The sequence below is a fragment of the Bacteroides sp. MSB163 genome, assembly GCF_036416795.1.
Taxonomy (GTDB): Bacteria; Bacteroidota; Bacteroidia; order Bacteroidales; family Bacteroidaceae; genus Bacteroides; species Bacteroides maternus.
The window spans coordinates 4616490-4634245 of record NZ_CP143867.1 but is presented as its reverse complement, the minus strand read 5'-3'; the positions used below and the strand labels follow the sequence as shown (position 1 = coordinate 4634245).

Here is a 17756-nt window from a genome sequence, read left to right as displayed (position 1 = left end):
GACAAAAGAGGAAATGGATACAACAAAAAAGCCCCTCCTGCACTTGTGGTAACACAAGGAGCGGGAGGGGCTTCTTATTTTTATTAATTTGAACTGTTACTCTATTTCGGTGCTCTCTGATACAGATAAAACGCAATGAACGCATAGAGTATATTCGGTATCCATACAGCAATTACCGGAGGTACATTACCATTCACTGCAAAGGTGGAAGCAATCGTCTGGAACAAAATATATGAAAAGCTCAATGCCAAACCTATCCCCAAGTGTAATCCCATTCCCCCTTTAGTCTTTTTCGAAGAAAGAGAAACACCTATCAATGTGAGGATAAATGATGCAAACGACATGGCAATGCGTTTATGATATTCAATTTCGAACTCTTTGATATTGGCAAAGCCGCGCTGCCGCTGCCGACTAATATATTCGCTTAACTGTGGACTGGTCATCATTTCCTGTTGATTTTTCATAATAAGAAAATCGGCAGGTTCCATAAAAAGAGTACTATCGATGCGGTCTCCCTTAACAATGTTCTCTTTCATACCATCCATTTCACGTATCATGTAATCCTTTATAATCCATTTATGGACGGAGGCTGTATCATAAGTGATAGATCGTGCCGTAAGATGAGAAACCAACTGCTTGTCTTTAAATTTATCCAGTGAAAAACGATATCCCGTCTTACTATAATCTTCGAAGCGTTCAATATAAGCAATGACACCCGAATCCACTTCCAACTGAATGTTACGAGCTGTATTCGATTTGCGCTGCTTATAATATTTATCTTCAAAGTTAATACGCGTCACACTACCTTGGGGTATGATATAAGAGCCCAAAAAGAATGTTACTATTGCAATTATAGCTGCTGACACCATGTAGGGACGAAGCATCCTCTTAAAACTCATTCCGGTAGAGAACATCGCAATAATCTCGGAGTTCTCAGCCAGTTTTGAGGTAAAGAAAATAACCGCAATAAACACAAACAACGGACTGAACAGGTTTGCAAAGTAAGGAATAAAATTCAGATAATAATCGAAGATTATGGCTTTCCAAGGAGCTTCGTGTGACATAAATCTGTCCATCTTCTCATTAAAGTCGAATACCACTGCAATGGAGATAATCAATGCAATGGCAAACACATAAGTTCCAAGGAACTTCTTAATAATGTAGAAGTCGAGCCGCTTCAACCATTTCCAGTTATCCGGCATCTTTATACCTTTCATGTTCCAGTTCAGTTTTTTCATAACCTTGTCGATACGCGTTTCACCATCATCGGTTTCCATGTGGAGAAATCACCGGCAATGATGTGCTTGCGAGCTTCCCCCACCAGCCACAGATAAAATGCTAAATTATGAATAGAGGCAATTTGCATAGCCAGTAACTCCTGTGCATGAAACAGATGACGCAGATACGCCTTACTATATAAGGTATCTACCGCAGAAGCTCCATCAGCTTCAATGGGCGAGAAGTCTGTTTCCCATTTCTTATTGCGCATATTGATGATACCATCTTTGGTGAACAACATGCCATTACGCCCGTTCCGGGTTGGCATTACACAATCGAACATGTCTACACCGCGCTCGATACCCTCCAAAATATTGACCGGTGTACCTACCCCCATCAGATACCGTGGCTTATCTTTCGGCAAAATCTCATTCACCAACTCAATCATCTCATACATTTTATCCACAGGTTCACCTACCGCCAGGCCGCCGATGGCATTACCATCCGCACCCTTCGACGCAATGAATTCTGCCGACTGCTTGCGAAGATCAGGATATACACATCCTTGAACAATAGGAAAGAGAGACTGCTGGTATCCATACTTCGGTTCCGTTTCATTGAAGCGCTGAATGCAACGGTCCAACCAACGATGTGTTAGTTCTAATGACTTTTTGGCATACGCATAATCCGAATCTCCCGGAGGACATTCGTCAAACGCCATCATAATATCTGCACCAATCGTACGCTCGATATCCATTACCTTTTCTGGAGTGAAGATATGTTTACTACCATCAATATGCGAACGGAATTCTGCACCCTCCTCACGTAGTTTACGGATACCTGATAATGAGAACACCTGAAATCCGCCACTATCTGTCAGCATAGGACGGTCAAAGCCGTTGAACTTATGCAGTCCTCCGGCTTTTTCCAATACGTCCAGTCCCGGACGCAGATATAGATGATAGGTATTCCCTAATATGATTTGCGCCTTAATATCTTCTTTCAGTTCGGTTACATGCACACCTTTCACCGTTCCTACGGTACCTACCGGCATAAAGATAGGAGTTTCTATCTGCCCGTGATCGGTAGTTATCAATCCTGCACGCGCATTACTTTTACTGTCTGTATATTGTAAGTCGAATGTCATTCTGTTTTCTTTTCTTTCTTTACGGACAAGTCAATGGCATCGGCAACCTTCTCATTGGTCAGCGCAATGGCAAACACCTCTTTCACATCTTTCACGTAATGGAAAGTCAAACCTTTGAGGTATATTTCCTGTATCTCGTCAATATTCTTACGGTTCTCTTCACTTAGAATAATATTCTTGATACCGGCACGTTTCGCAGCCAGAATCTTCTCCTTAATACCACCCACGGGAAGTACCTTACCACGAAGTGTTATTTCTCCTGTCATAGCAAGATTTGCCTTCACTTTACGCTGGGTGAGGGCAGAGGCGAGAGAAGTGGCCATGGTGATACCTGCCGAGGGGCCGTCCTTAGGAATAGCACCTTCCGGCACATGTACGTGGATATTCCAATTATCAAAAATATCTTCATCCAGATTCAGCAAAGAAGCGTGTGCCTTGATATATTCCAAGGCCAGCATTGCAGACTCTTTCATGACATCACCCAGATTTCCGGTCAACGTCAGACGCCCACCTTTTCCGCGGCTCAAACTGGTTTCTACAAACAGGATTTCTCCCCCCACGGCGGTCCATGCTAACCCGGTCACTACACCGGCGTATTCATTGCCCTGATATTTATCACGGGTATACTCAGGTGCTCCAAGGAACTCATACAAATCTCCCGGTTTGATTTCCTGTTTGGCAAAGTAACCATCCGTAGCATACTGGCGTGCCGATTTACGAAGTATTTTACCTATCTTCTTCTCTAATTCGCGTACACCACTTTCACGGGTATACGACTCGATAATAGCCTCCAGCGTATTCTTTGGTATTTTGATATCATTCTTCTTCATACCGTTGGCTTCCAGTTCCTTCGGAACCAGATGGCGACGGGCTATTTCAATCTTCTCTTCAGTGATATAACCACTTACCTCAATCAACTCCATACGATCGAGCAACGGTCCAGGGATAGTATTCAGATTATTTGCAGTAGCAATGAACATTACTTTAGATAAATCGTAATCTACATCCAGGAAATTATCATGGAATGTTGTATTCTGTTCCGGATCAAGCACCTCAAGCAAAGCAGAAGAAGGATCTCCCTGACGATCTGAACTCACCTTATCTATTTCATCCAGGATAAACACCGGATTGGATGAACCAGCCTTTATCAGACTCTTGATAACACGTCCCGGCATAGCACCGATGTATGTCTTACGATGTCCGCGTATCTCTGCTTCATCATGCACGCCACCCAATGACATACGGATATATTTCCGTTTGAGGGCAGCAGCGATAGAACGTCCCAAAGAGGTTTTTCCTACTCCCGGAGGGCCATACAAACAGATAATAGGCGACTTCATATCACCTTTCAGTTTCAATACAGCCAAGTGTTCCAGAATACGTTCTTTCACCTTTTCCAAGCCATAATGATCTTTATTCAGAGTCTTCTCAGCATTGACTAAGTTCAGATTATCTGTAGTGTATATTCCCCACGGCAAACTTAGCATTGTTTGCAGATAATTGAGTTGCACACTATAATCAGGAGATTGTGGATGTGTACGTTCCAGTTTATCCACCTCTTTCATGAAAGTATCTCTTACTTCCGCACTCCACTTAGTAGCGATTGCTTTACGGCGTAATTCTTCTATTTCCTGTTCCTGGCCACCGCCACCCAATTCATCTTGAATGGTCTTAATCTGCTGTTGCAAGAAATATTCACGTTGTTGCTGGTCAATATCCTCCCGTGCGCGCATCTGTATGGACTCCTTGATTTCGGCAAGTTGCACTTCCCGATTCAGTATCTCCAACAAACGATAAGTACGTGCACGCAATGCATCAATACGCAGCAATTCAATCTTCTCATCTTTTTTCAGCGGAAGATTCGTGCAGATAAAATCCACCAGAAACATAGGATTCGTAATATTCTTGATGGCAAATGCAGAATCCTGCGGAAACATATCAGATGATTTGATATATCTTATAGTCAGATCCTTGCAAGCTTCCACCAACGCATGGAATTCCTTATCATTTTTATCAGGAATATCTTCTCCCAACGCTTTTACGCGCCCTTTCAAATAAGGAGTTGTATCTACAATTTCTTCCAATTCCATACGTTTGACGCCTTGCAGAATAATAGTGGTAGTCTGATCAGGCATTTCCAGGATACGGATAATCTTACCTACCGTACCAATAGTATGCAAATCTTCCAACAAAGGCACCTCCGTTTCTGCTACCTTCTGGCAAACCACTCCGATATATGCACCTTTTTTTTCAGCTTCACGCACTAATTTCATGGAAGTCTTTCTCCCGACAGATACCGGCATAAATACACCTGGAAATAAAACCATATTCCGCAAAGGTAATATCGGAAGTATCTCATTCACTTCAATATCCATCAACTGTTCTTCATTCCCCTCAAAATCAGCAATCACTGAAAAAGTGTTTCCTTCTTCTCCCGCTTCCGTATCTTTTAGGTAAAGTCTTTTCTTCATTTCGTTCTTTTTAAGTTTATGTCATACTGACAGGGCTTACAAAGCGCCTGCAAAGTTAATCTATTCTTCATTAATATAAAGCACCTTTTCCATAAAAAGACAAAAACAGTGCCAAATTTGTCGTAATATTCCCGACTTTGTCTATTTTTGCTCTCTATTAACAACTACGATCTATGTCAAATCCTTATTTTCAGTTTAAACAATTTACTATATGGCATGATAAATGCGCCATGAAAGTAGGTACAGATGGAGTGTTGCTAGGTGCTTGGGCAGAGGCAGAAAACTCACAAAAAATCCTCGATATAGGAACTGGCACTGGATTGATAGCTATAATGTTAGCACAGCGATATCCATTGTCGCAAATCACGGCTATAGAAATAGATGAAACTGCGGCAACTCAGGCTAAGATGAATGTAGCCCGTTCTCCGTGGATAAAACGAATACAAGTTATCTGTAACGATTTCAGTCTATTTCAGACCGAAAGTAAATATAATCTGATAGTTTCTAATCCACCGTATTTTGTTGATGCATTGAACTGCCCTGACAAGCAACGCAATATGGCACGTCATACCTGTGAACTAAATTATGAGTTACTTTTCCGACGCTCGGCACATCTCCTTGAAAAGCAGGGGAGGGTATGCATTATCATTCCCGCCGAAGCAGAAAAGTTAGTAATCAACACAGCCTGGAAATATATGTTGTACCCTTCGCGTCGTCTTCATGTCTTCACTAAACCGGATAAACCAAGCCGAAGAGTACTTATTTCATTCAGCCACGAAGAACATGAGTGCATAGAAGAGACTTTATGTATTGAAGTGGAACACCATCAATTTACACCGGAATATATTGCACTGACAAAAGATTTTTATTTAAAAATGTAGTTTGATAACAATGCTGGTATAGGAGGTAAATTCCTTTATACTAAAAAAGGTTTAACTTGGTAGTTAAACCTTTTTTTAGTCGGGGTAGCGGGATTCGAACCCACGACCCCCTGCTCCCAAAGCAGGTGCGCTAACCGGACTGCGCTACACCCCGAGTGCCTTATTTCTTAAAAGCGAGTGCAAAGGTAGAAACTATTTTGTAACAAACAAAGAAATATGAAGTTTTTTTAGAAAAAAATATTTTCCATAAGTTCTAAAAGCTTGTAAAACAATAGTGTTACTCGTAGTTGCTCCGTACCAAGTCCGTATCAGGTCCGTATCAGGTCCGTATCTATAGAGTACGGAGCTACTACGGAGCAGATACGGACTTGGTATATAGTTGATATGCCTCCAACTTGTGAATGGCATCCTACTAGCTAACAGAATAAAAAGATGAAATATTATCTGGCAAAACAATATATTTCGTTTAACTTTATCCCCGCAAACAATTAGTACATCTCAACGTTACACTATAAAATAAAAGACATCATGAAAAAACAAATTTTCAGCATGGCTGTCATGGCAGTCATATTTGCCGCTTGTGGCGGTGGAACAAAAACTCCTGTCACAGTGGTAGGTTCCTGGGTAATGCCCATTAACGGACAACCTGGAGAAGTGCAAGGAATCAAACTGGAAGAGAATGGAGAAGCATCTTCCATTAATATGCACACTTTGATATACAAAGAATGGGAACAACAAGGTGACCAGCTTTATCTGACAGTAAAAAGTATCGGTAATGGAATAGAGATTGAAGGTGTGGATACACTGAAGATTGACAAGCTAACGCCGGATTCTTTAGTGTTAAGTTCCAATTATGGATATACTCTTGAGTATGTAAGGCAGAAATAATACAAACTGCAATATATAAATCCCTGACGACTTTAAAGTAATAAATATCGTCAGGGATTTCTTCTTAACCCAACCAATCAATTTACCTTGAACGTATTTCTCTACGCATAAATATGATATAAGAGAGTGCAAAACAGAGAATTGTAACTGCAATCAATCCTGTTAGCTGTGGCCATATAACCAGTAAACTCTGTCCCAATGGGAGAGGGCTAGGTATTGCCCCTTGAACCTGCTCCATCATTAACGGTCCCAAGCTTCGAAGTGATGGCATCAGCAATACAGAAGTTGCCTGATTGAATAATTCGCATGGATTCAATGACATTATGCCCCAAACTATTTTTTGATAACCGACAACATAATAAGGCGGCATCATATCAGAAGGCATGAACATCTTAGCAATCCAATTGACAATCATCGTATAAAATACACTGAAAAACAACCATATCGCCAGAGAAGCTAAAGCTGAAGTAGCCGTCTGCCGGAAGCAGAGCGAGAACAGTATCGCCATATTCAACCAAAGACCTACATAGAAAACACTTAGGATCAAAAAGGAAATGATACGGGCAAATTCTTCCGGTGTAGGTGGAATACCGATGGCTATCAGCCCGGCTCCCATTACCAAAAATCCTAATACAAACAGCATAATGGTAATCAAAATCAGTGCAGCAACAAATTTGGCATTGATTATACAATCACGGTGTATCGGTTGTGATAATATACGGCATAATGTCCCTTTGTTCAGTTCCGAATTCATGGCATCAAATCCTAAGGCAATACCTAACAGCGGCCCTAAAAAGTTGATGAACAAAACAAAAGAAGGTAATGTGCCATCGGATACGGTAAACAATTTCAAGAAGAAAAAAGTATCTTCCACATCACCTGATTTGACAGCCTCATGCATACTGGTGAGTGATGTATACAAGGCTCCCAAGCAAGTGAGCGTGATAATGGCAAGTAAAATAATAAAGCGCCAACTACGCACATGATCCCGGATCTCTTTATTCACAATAACCCAGAAAGGCAGCTCAATTCCGTTCATACTTCTCACCTCCTTCCTTTATATAATTATTGTAGATATCAATAAGTTCCACTTGTTTACCTTCCATTTCTCTAAGATCAAGCTGAGCCAGTAATTCTCCGTGATTAAATAAGCCCACACGATCACAAGCTTTCTGTACCTGATCTAGATTATGTGAGGAAAACAATACGGTAAGGGAATGTACCCTACTCAAATTACGAATCAATTCTATAAATTCCTGGATTCCGGCAGGATCGATACCGGATGTCGGCTCGTCCAGAATAATGATTTCCGGATTCTTTATCAATACATCCGCTAAACCCAAACGTTGCCTCATACCGCGGGAATACTTTCCTGTCTTTTTATTCACCTGTTCGGTAAGTCCAACCCGGCGCATAAGTTCCTTTGCTTTCTCTTCAGCCTCTTTCCTTGAAAAGCCGTTCAGAAGTGCTGTATAGATGAGGTTTTCCAACCCGGTCATATCATCGTAAAAGCCTAAATCTTCAGGGAGATAACCGATTTTCTTCTTGACTTCAATAGGATTTGTAGTGGAGTTTATTCCACAAATTTCCACTTTACCGGAAGTTGGTTCTGTCAACCCCAGCATCATCAGGATAGTTGTGGATTTTCCCGCACCATTCGGACCCAATAATCCGAAAATCTCTCCTTTGCAGATTGACAGGCTAATATGGTCTACAGCAGTGAAATTACCGTATTTTTTGGTTAAATCGGTAAGTACAATCACTTGTTCGCCCATAATTACCTCCTTCCATATTTTCGGAATAGGTAATAGACACCTCCCACAGCTACAACGATGACTAATATTCCTACCCACCCCCAAAGCATTGGTGTTTTTACTGCAATTCTGAATTGTGCAGTTGCATTTACTTCAGGAGTTCTGGCTTCCATTGTTGTTACATAGTCGCCTGGCAAAGCTTTTTTCGAAGCTTTCATTATAGCCGTAACAGTAGATGTTTCTCCGGCTTTTAATATTTCTATTTTGGCAGGTTCAAAAGATACTTCCCAATCTTTTGGCTTACCGGATGAGAGTTGAATATCCTTTAATAAAGAGGAACCTGTGTTTCTGACAACCAACTCCAGACGCTTCACATCTCCGGCAGTTATTTCAGTACTCAACAATCCTCGTGGAGTAGTCAGTTCCATTTGATATGTACCGGTAACCACCACTTCCAGATCCAGATCAGCAGAAGTATTACCGGCTACTGCACGTACTGAAATCTTATAATTCCCAGCTTCAACATTAGCCGGCGGAGTAACGTCTATCGACACATTCTGGCTGGCATTCGCTTCTACTTGTGCGGAAGTTGCCTGCTTATAATTAGGTTTAAAAATTACATTCCATCCTCTGGGCGCATTAGACATCAACGCATATAACTGCTGATCAGCCGTCTGATTCTTCAGTACGGCATTAAAAGTAAATGTCGATTTTGAGTTGCCCTGCATATTGGGTTGATCAGTAGTAAATTCAGTCTGATAAGTACCTTGCTGGGCTACGGTGACAGTCAAAGGAAGCCGACAGTCTCCAGCAGCTACAACAAAATTGTAGCTACCCTTATTTATTTTTAATGGAACTTCCAATTTCAGGTTAAAGTCTTTCTTTTCACTAGGCAGGACAGCTAATTTGTTAATATTCCAACCACCGGATTTCAATTCACGTTTCCAACTTGCAGGTAATCCTGTAACAGACAGATCTACATTGACCGGAATATCCGAATTATTGATTAAATCAATTTTGTAATCAATACTTGTTCCCGGAGAAACAGAAATCTTTGTATAAGGAGAATAAAGAAACACGCTTGGAATTGAGTCAGAGGCGTGTGTGTAATTCATGGGTATTAAACCCAACAAAATGGTCAATAGCAACAAATAATTAGTTCGCATAATCATATAGAATTTTATGGTTAATTAAATATGAGTTATCGATTTATGTGGCTGCAAAAATAAATAATGGAAAAATTAGTAGCTGTTAAAAGCAATAAAATATCGACACGGAATTTTTATGATTATATAATATTTATGTTTTTTAATAAACTCAAAATAACCTTTTGCAGGTGCAGTATTTATCTAACAGAATTGTAAAGTAAAACAACTCCCTTTTCCCGGTTCCGAATAAACGATAATATTTCCTCCATGCTGATTCATGATCTGCTTGCAAAGACTGAGTCCGATACCCGAACCGGCAGTTTTCGTTGTGAAGAACGGAACAAATATTTTATCCTGCACTTCAGGTAAGATACCTTCACCATTATCCCGAACAGTAATAGTACAACGCCATGCAGTAAGAGAAGAAGTCACTTTAGGCGCAAAAACAGCTTTAACCTCAATTTTCGGCGTTTCGCAGCGGGCAGATGCTTCACGAGCATTTTTCAACAGATTAATAAGCACTTGTTCTATCTGAGCACGATCCACATCCAGTGTCTTCTCCAAAGGTGGAAGCTCGAAATGAATAGTTTCATCAGGAAAAAGTTTCTGTAAATCGGTGAACAGTTCCCGAACCGGCACACTGGCACAGACAGGAGCGGGGAGACGGGTAAGACGACGATAGTTTTCTACAAAACCTAATAGTCCCTTACTACGTCGATGAATGGTTTGCATAGCTTGTAGCATTACAGCATATTCTTTTTCGCCCGCTGCATCTTTTAATGTAACGGGTACACCACGCTCACTAAGTGTTTCAGAGAGGGAAATGATAGGAGTAATGGAGTTCATGATTTCATGAGTGAGTACACGTATCAGCTTTTGCCAGGCTTCCATTTCATTCCGTTCCAGTACAGAATGAATATTCTTCAAACTGATAAGGTGTCTCTCCATGCCACTGGCTACAAAGAGAGTGGTAGCTACTGCCATTTCTAAAGTGGTTCCATTTCGATGAATACGTATGACCTGCGTTTCACCGGAAGGAAGGCTCAAAAGTTCGGCCGGCAATTGCGGATCTTGCCCTAACTGGGCAGTGGCGGCACGATTCAGCCACTCAATACGTCCGGACATATCAGTCACTAATACAGCAGTATCTACCTTGTTCAGCAGACTTTCGTAATACTGATGTTTTATTTCTTCTTCCAACAGGCGGGCACGAAATGCCTGCAAGGTTTCAGATAGCTCTACAGCCATTTCTGTCATCAGTTTATTTTTATAAGGTGGACGGAAAGCTTGTGTCATGTCATTATAACGCAAACTGTCCGTCAGGCGACGCATCATCTGCAATTGCTTCATCTGTATATAATAAAGGTGTATTCCTGTCCCCAGAAGAAACAGGAATGTTATAAGCATGCTAAACCATAAATCAGCACAATATAACACATAAACACCAACAGAAAGTATTGCCAGCAGACAGATATGCAAGATAACAACAAAGGAATACCGCTTCATATTACTTCTTAATTTATAATCCCAGTTTCTCAATCTTCCTATACAATGCAAAGCGCGTAATTCCCAAATATTCCGCAGCACGTGTCATATTCCCCTCGCTCAATCGCATTGCCTTTTCTACAGCTTGCCGTTCCAATTGTTCCAGATTAAGTACTTCTTCTTCTTTTTTAAGACGGGAGGAGGAAGCCTGAAACAAGAAATTATCGGGGCGAAGCAATGAACCGTCACCCAAAATCACGGCACGCTCCATCGTATGCTGTAACTCACGCACATTTCCCGGCCAGGAATAACGCAGCAATTTAGCTCTGGCTTCACGTGTCAGACCCCGCATTTCCTTTTGATATTTCCGGGCATAACGCTGCAAGAAATAATCTGCCAGAAGAATAATATCATTTCCCCGTTCCCTTAAAGGAGGAATATGTAGTTCAATCGTATTGATACGATAAAGTAAATCCTGCCGGAAATTCCCTTCCTCCACCAGATGGCGGATATCCGCATTTGTAGCACAAATCAAGCGTACGTCGATGGATACAGATTGTGTACTGCCCAAACGACTGATCTGTCGTTTTTCAATAGCAGTCAGCAGTTTTGCTTGCATAGGCAGTGAAAGATTTCCTATTTCATCCAAAAACAATGTACCTCCCGTTGCCACCTCCATCCGTCCGGCTTTCGGTTTCCGGGCATCAGTAAATGCTCCTTTTTCATAGCCGAATAATTCACTCTCAAACAATTGTTCCGGGATACTGCCGAGATCAATTGTAACGAATGGCCGTCCGTAACGTGGCGAACAACGGTATAACAAACGGGCTATCACATCTTTTCCTGTTCCATTTTCACCAAGTACAAGAATGTTAGCATCCGTATCACGCAGCTTCTCTATCGTGGCAAACACTTCCTGCATCGCAGCAGATTCACCAATAATAGATTCTTCCACACTACTTCCCGCACCGCTAAGTACTTCCACTTGTTCTTTTAGCAGACTAACTTCACAGCGGGAACGGCGTAATTTAATACCGGATGAGAGTGTAGCAAGTAGTTTTTCTTTTTCCCACGGTTTCGGGATGAAATCGGTAGCACCCGCTTTAATGGCCCGTACCGCTTTATCTGTATCTGCATATGCTGTCATAAAAATAACGACTGCCTGAGGATCAATACGCAAGATTTGTTCCAGACTCTCAAAGCCTTCCTGCCCACTGATGGCATCGCGACTGAAGTTCATATCCAGCAGGATAATGTCCGGCTGGAAGGTCGTCATGAAATATTCGATACGATCGGGGGTTACTGCTACTTTTATTTTTTCCGCATAAGGTTCCAGCAGAAGGTTGAGGGCAAAAAGTACGTCCTCATTATCATCTACTATTAATATTTTTCCTAATTGTTCCATACGAAGCTATTATTATCCGATAATCTTTTTTGCAAATATGAATATATCCGATGCGCAAAGATAAACAATATATCGATGTGTTGTGTGTGCGTATGCGCACTATTTTTGTGCGGTATGGCACACGTTTAACTTACACCATATAGAAGTATAACATTGCAATACAAAGCATTACATATTTGGCATAAGATTTGAATCTCTTCTACTAAAAGGAACATACTATGTGCAAAAAAATACTTTTATTATTGATAGCTTGCGGAACTCTTATAACTATTGATGCGCAGGAACACACTATGGAACTGACATTAGGTCAGACCATAGAACGTGCCCGTCGACAATCACCCGATGCGCAAACAGCCCAACACAGTTTTCGTTCCGCCTACTGGAACTACAAATATTATCGGGCCAACTATCTGCCCGCCTTGAAATTAACTTCCGATCCGTATCTGAATCGTGCTATCAACAAAATTACGATGAGCGATGGTAGCGTGAAATTTGTGGAACAAAACTTATTAAGTACCGACCTCACCTTAAGCCTGACACAGAATATTCCTTGGACAGGTGGTACATTGTTCGTGGAAACTTCTGCCCAGCGGCTTGATTTATTTAGTGACAACTCTACCTCCTGGCAGACATCACCTATAAATGTCGGCTATAGTCAGTCTCTTTTTGGATATAATAGTCTGAAATGGAATCGTCGTATCGAACCATTGCGTTACCAAGAAGCCAAGAAAACTTATGTGGAAACCCTGGAGCTCGTTGCTGCCAACGCTACGCAGAAATTCTTTGCCCTTGCCACCGCACAAAGCAACTACGAAATAGCTTCTACCAACTATGCCAATGCAGACACCTTATATACATATGCACAAGGGCGCTATAATATAGGTACCATTACCGAAAACGAGATGCTACAACTGGAACTTAATAAGCTGACCGAAGAGACCAATCGTATGAATGCCCATATCGAAGTAGAAAATTGCATGCAAGAACTCCGTTCGTATCTCGGTATCCAGGAGGATATACTGATCAAAGTGGATGTCAGCGATCATGTTCCCAATCTTCACATAGATCTAAGTACAGCTTTAATCACAGCACGTCAAAACAGCCCGGATATACTGGACATGCAGCGGTGTAAGCTGGAAAGCGAAAGCCGGGTAGCCAGTGCCCGTGCCAATGCCGGACTGAAAGCCGATCTTTACCTGCGTTTCGGACTGACTCAGACCGGCAATAAACTGAAAGACGCTTATCACAATCCTTTGGACCAACAATACGTCACCTTCGGCATTAGTCTGCCTATATTGGATTGGGGACGTGGCAAAGGACAGGTCCGGGTAGCCCGTTCTAATCGTGACTTAACTTATACTCAAGTAGAGCAGGATAAAACAGACTTTGAACTGAATGTCCGTAAACTGGTAAAACAATTCAATTTACAATCCCAGCGCGTACATATTGCCGCCCGCACCGATGAAACGGCTCAACGGCGTGCTGATGTAGCCCGGCGACTTTATATCTTGGGAAAGTCTACCGTACTCGACCTCAATGCTTCCATCAGTGAAAAAGACGCCGCCCGACGAAATTACATCACTGCACTATATAACTACTGGAGTTTGTACTACACCCTCCGCAGTATCACACTTTATGATTTTGAAGTAGATGCACCGCTGACAGAAACAGAAAGAATAGAGGAAGTGATGGACAGGATGATAAAAAAATGAGGACTAAAATATGCTAAAGCACTATCTTATTGTTGCCCTGCGCAACCTGATAAAATATAAAACGCAGACGATCATTAGCATCATCGGTCTGGCAGTGGGACTCGTTAGCTTCGCATTATCAGGTATGTGGTTACACTATGAGCAGACTTATGATACTTTTCATGAAGGTGCAGACAGGGTTTATGTGGCCGGAACAACCAGTAATTTGGAGAATAGCGGTTATTCCAGCATAACCTCTCCTATGTTAGCGCAACATTTAATGAATACATTTCCCGAAATAGAAAGTGCAACATATGGAAATCGTATAGTAACCATTGAAAATACCAATAACGGGCAAACCAGCTCCTGGAAAAAGATGGAAATTGATAGCACTTTTACTTCCGTACTTCCCTTAGTCTTATTGGAAGGAAGCTATCAGTTTCTGCACAATCCCGATGAAATAGCCATAACCAGACAAACTGCCCTCCGGATTTTCGGCAACGAATCTCCTATTGGTAAACCGGGTCCTACACTGTCCACCACTATCACTGCCGTTGTTGAAGGATGGAAACACACCAATTATAACTTTGATTTGGTAGGCAAACGCGTACCTGATGAAAACAGACTTTGGAACTTTGCATCAGGACAGACCTTGTTCCGCGTGATTCCAGGTACTGATATAGAGGCTTTAAAAAAGAAACTAAAAGATATGGAAGTCACGGATAATGAAGGAAAAAAAATAAAATATCCGGTTATTATCACTCCATTGATAGAAGAACACTACACCCATCCGAGCACATCAGCTTTTATCCACATAGAACATATACGCTTATTTTGCATAATCAGTTTGTTGATAGCGTTGAGTGCTCTTGCCAATTATCTGATAATGTATCTAATACGTATCCGTATGAGACAGCGTGAATGGGCACTTCGTAAAGTGAACGGGGCTTCAAATACAGGCTTGATGTCACTATTGGTTTCCGAGTTGTTACTATTATTATTTATGACCTTCCTTGTGGCTTTGTTTCTGATGGAGATTTCCTTATCTGCTTTCAGGTCAATATCCGGCATCAATGAAAATGCTCTTTTCTTTTATAAAGAAGCTGGTATTTATATGTCAATCGTGCTGTGCATCGCTTTATGCTTCGCTTGGCTCACTTTATTCCTACAAAACCATTTCACGCTACAATCTGCTATTTCCTCCAGTTCTACGACACATTTCTCTAATGTTTTTCGTTGCATAGGACTCTGGTTTCAATTAGCCATCAGCATTGGTTTCATTTTTTGTACAATAGTTATGATGCAGCAACTACACCATCTTCGTACTTCTTCGGATATGGGCATTACTCACCCGGATGTTGAGTTTGTATATTATCTTTCAGGAATATTATCGGACGATGCAGAAGATTGGGTTAGAAAAATGCAGGAGATCCCAGGGATTGAGTTTCACAGAATTACAGATGTCCCGTTACCAATCGGGGGCAAATCAGGTTTCTACATTGATGAATGGGATAATAAACAACAAGCGGAAACTGAATTTATGGTGAATGATTTTCAGATTTCCAAAGAAGCATTCGACCTTTTAGGAATGCAACTGATACAAGGAACTTTTCCAGAAGATTCGCATGGCAAGCCTGTAAAGGTTCTGGTCAATGAAGCTTTTGTCAGGAAGACAGGATGGAAAAATCCTATTGGAAAACAATTTTCCAATTATTATAGTGTATGCGGTGTTGTAAAAGACATTCAGCTTTCGCCTACAGTTCCTGCTTTTCCAAGCGTATTTACAGTGAATCTTTATCCCCCTAAAAACAAGAATGCTTTTACCTATCATGGTAGTTACGAAGACGCCAAACGCACTATTGAAACATATATTCAGAAAACATACCCAAACTTCAGAATTGGGACTCAAAGTGTTGCAAAAATGATAGAGGACTCGCTTGCTTCGGAACGTACATTAATGAAATTACTTTCAGTAGCATCTGCCGTTTGCATTATTATTGCCATATTCGGTATTTTCTCATTAATCAGCCTCTCGTGCGAACAACGTCGCAAAGAAATCGCTATCCGAAAAGTAAACGGGGCAACGATAAAGAATATTATTCTTATATTTCTTAAGGAATATATGAGTTTGCTGGTTTTAGCTGCAATAGTTGCCTTCCCTACAGGATACATCATCATGAAAAGGTGGTTGGAAACTTATGTTATTCAGACAACTATTTCCTGGTGGGTTTATGTCGTTATCCTGATAGCAATCATTATCATCATTCTTTCCAGTATCGGATGGCGCATATGGCAGGCTGCACTAAAAAATCCGGTAGAAGAAATTAGAACTGAATAAGATATAGTAATTATAAATTGTAAAACAATAAAGATATTATGGATATTAAACTCGAAAAAAAACCTTGGTACATCCGTTACCGCTATTATCTGGCAGGAGGAATTCTATTCCTTGCTTTCATTATTTATGTTATTATCCTTTCTGCCGGTCCCAGCAAGCTTCGCATCGACCAGGAAAATGTACAGATTGCTGAAGTCAAAAATGATAAATTTATGGAATATGTAGATGTGGAAGGACTCATACAACCCATTCTCACCATTATCGTTAATGCTCGTGAATCAGGAAGTGTAGACCGTATAGTAGGTGAGGAGGGAAGTTTGCTTCAAAAAGGAGATACAATCCTTGTACTCGAAAACCCCGATCTTCTGCGAAGCATCGAAGACCAGCGCGATGACTGGGAAAAGCAACTGATAACTTATCAGGAAAAAGAAATCGAGATGGAACAAAAAAGCCTGAACCTGCAACAACAAACTTTGCAGACCAACTACGAATTGGATCGTCTCAAGAAAAGTTTCGATCTCGACAAGGAAGAATATAAAATGGGAATCAAGAGCAAAGCTCAACTTGAAGTTTCCGAAGACGAATACGACTATAAAGTGAAAAATGCCCAGCTACAACGTGAAAGCCTTCGTCATGACTCTGCTATGACTGTTATCCGCAAGGACTTAATCCGTAACGACCGAGAACGCGAACGCAAGAAGTATGAACGTGCCTGTGAACGGTTGGAGAACTTAATAGTAAAAGCTCCTATCACCGGACAGCTCAGTTTCGTGAAAGTAACTCCGGGGCAGCAAGTATCATCCAACCAAGGTATTGCTGAAATTAAGGTATTAGATCAATATAAGATTCACACTTCCCTCAGTGAATATTACATAGACCGTATCACAACGGGGCTTCCTGCTACTATTAACTATCAGGGACGCAAATATCCGCTGCGTATCACCAAAGTAGTACCCGAAGTAAAAGACCGTACTTTCGATGTCGACCTGGTATTTACCGGAGAGATGCCGGATAATGTGCGTGTTGGCAAAAGTTTTCGCGTGCAAATAGAACTGGGACAGCCGGAACAGGCTATCGTCATTCCGCGCGGTAACTTCTATCAAACCACCGGTGGACAATGGATATACAAACTAAATGCATCCAAAACCAAAGCTACACGTGTTCCTGTCAGCATTGGACGCCAGAACCCCCAACAATACGAGATTACAGACGGTTTGCAACCTGGAGATTGGGTTATTACTACGGGATATGATAACTTTGGCGAAGCCGAAGAACTGATATTAAAATAAAGAATAATACAGTATCATCAGAGAATAGCAGAATAACAAAA

The 17756-nt window shown here is 41.3% G+C and carries 13 protein-coding genes and 1 tRNA gene; 5 read left to right on the top strand and 9 right to left on the bottom strand.

Annotated features, from left to right (window positions below):
- Positions 1 to 101: 101 nt before the first annotated feature.
- From VYM24_RS17785 to lon, 3 genes are read right to left on the bottom strand one after another with little or no spacing between them, the layout of a single operon-like run.
- On the bottom strand, positions 102 to 1238 hold the full coding sequence (locus tag VYM24_RS17785) for an LptF/LptG family permease (RefSeq protein WP_081743786.1): 1137 nt from the start codon (positions 1236 to 1238) through the stop codon (positions 102 to 104).
- Positions 1235 to 2365 (bottom strand): tRNA guanosine(34) transglycosylase Tgt, encoded by a 1131-nt coding sequence (gene tgt / locus VYM24_RS17780; RefSeq protein WP_330940527.1) that lies wholly within the window; start codon positions 2363 to 2365, stop codon positions 1235 to 1237. The genes VYM24_RS17785 and tgt overlap by 4 nt, the downstream gene beginning before the upstream one ends.
- Positions 2362 to 4836 (bottom strand): endopeptidase La, encoded by a 2475-nt coding sequence (gene lon / locus VYM24_RS17775; RefSeq protein WP_330940526.1) that lies wholly within the window; start codon positions 4834 to 4836, stop codon positions 2362 to 2364. Before lon ends, tgt begins: the two co-directional genes overlap by 4 nt.
- 173 nt (positions 4837 to 5009) lie before the next feature.
- Here lon and VYM24_RS17770 point away from each other — a divergent pair, with 173 nt between their 5' ends.
- On the top strand, positions 5010 to 5717 hold the full coding sequence (locus tag VYM24_RS17770) for a tRNA1(Val) (adenine(37)-N6)-methyltransferase (RefSeq protein ID WP_291549092.1): 708 nt from the start codon (positions 5010 to 5012) through the stop codon (positions 5715 to 5717).
- 79 nt (positions 5718 to 5796) lie between these two features.
- On the opposite strand, the gene VYM24_RS17765 is transcribed toward VYM24_RS17770, so the two are convergent.
- Positions 5797 to 5871 (bottom strand) — tRNA-Pro (locus VYM24_RS17765).
- Positions 5872 to 6245: 374 nt separating this feature from the next.
- Between VYM24_RS17765 and VYM24_RS17760 the strand changes: the two genes are divergently transcribed.
- Positions 6246 to 6605 carry a lipocalin-like domain-containing protein gene (locus VYM24_RS17760; protein ID WP_022210405.1) on the top strand — a complete coding sequence of 120 codons (360 nt, stop codon included), beginning with the start codon at positions 6246 to 6248 and terminating at the stop codon, positions 6603 to 6605.
- Positions 6606 to 6687: 82 nt separating this feature from the next.
- Here VYM24_RS17760 and VYM24_RS17755 read toward each other — a convergent pair whose 3' ends face one another.
- The 5 genes from VYM24_RS17755 to VYM24_RS17735 all read right to left on the bottom strand — a co-directional run bounded on the left by VYM24_RS17755 (position 6688) and on the right by VYM24_RS17735 (position 12397).
- Positions 6688 to 7644, bottom strand: a complete 957-nt coding sequence (locus VYM24_RS17755) for an ABC transporter permease (protein WP_330940525.1) — start codon at positions 7642 to 7644, stop codon at positions 6688 to 6690.
- Positions 7631 to 8380, bottom strand: coding sequence for an ABC transporter ATP-binding protein (locus tag VYM24_RS17750; RefSeq protein WP_330940524.1), 750 nt, complete (start codon positions 8378 to 8380; stop codon positions 7631 to 7633). The genes VYM24_RS17755 and VYM24_RS17750 overlap by 14 nt, the downstream gene beginning before the upstream one ends.
- Positions 8381 to 8382: 2 nt before the next feature.
- A complete protein-coding gene (locus tag VYM24_RS17745; protein WP_299091395.1) occupies positions 8383 to 9531 on the bottom strand; it encodes a COG1470 family protein in 1149 nt (382 codons plus the stop codon).
- Between the two features lie 177 nt (positions 9532 to 9708).
- Complete coding sequence (locus tag VYM24_RS17740; RefSeq protein ID WP_330940523.1) at positions 9709 to 11013, bottom strand: sensor histidine kinase; 1305 nt, start codon at positions 11011 to 11013, stop codon at positions 9709 to 9711.
- Between the two features lie 13 nt (positions 11014 to 11026).
- A complete protein-coding gene (locus VYM24_RS17735) occupies positions 11027 to 12397 on the bottom strand; it encodes a sigma-54-dependent transcriptional regulator (RefSeq protein ID WP_330940522.1) in 1371 nt (456 codons plus the stop codon).
- A 218-nt stretch (positions 12398 to 12615) separates the two neighbouring features.
- Here VYM24_RS17735 and VYM24_RS17730 point away from each other — a divergent pair, with 218 nt between their 5' ends.
- From VYM24_RS17730 to VYM24_RS17720, 3 genes are read left to right on the top strand one after another with little or no spacing between them, the layout of a single operon-like run.
- On the top strand, positions 12616 to 14109 hold the full coding sequence (locus VYM24_RS17730) for a TolC family protein (RefSeq protein ID WP_330940521.1): 1494 nt from the start codon (positions 12616 to 12618) through the stop codon (positions 14107 to 14109).
- A 10-nt stretch (positions 14110 to 14119) separates the two neighbouring features.
- Positions 14120 to 16426 carry an ABC transporter permease gene (locus VYM24_RS17725; RefSeq protein WP_299091382.1) on the top strand — a complete coding sequence of 769 codons (2307 nt, stop codon included), beginning with the start codon at positions 14120 to 14122 and terminating at the stop codon, positions 16424 to 16426.
- A gap of 38 nt (positions 16427 to 16464) precedes the next feature.
- Positions 16465 to 17715, top strand: coding sequence for an efflux RND transporter periplasmic adaptor subunit (locus VYM24_RS17720; protein ID WP_299091379.1), 1251 nt, complete (start codon positions 16465 to 16467; stop codon positions 17713 to 17715).
- Positions 17716 to 17756: the final 41 nt, after the last annotated feature.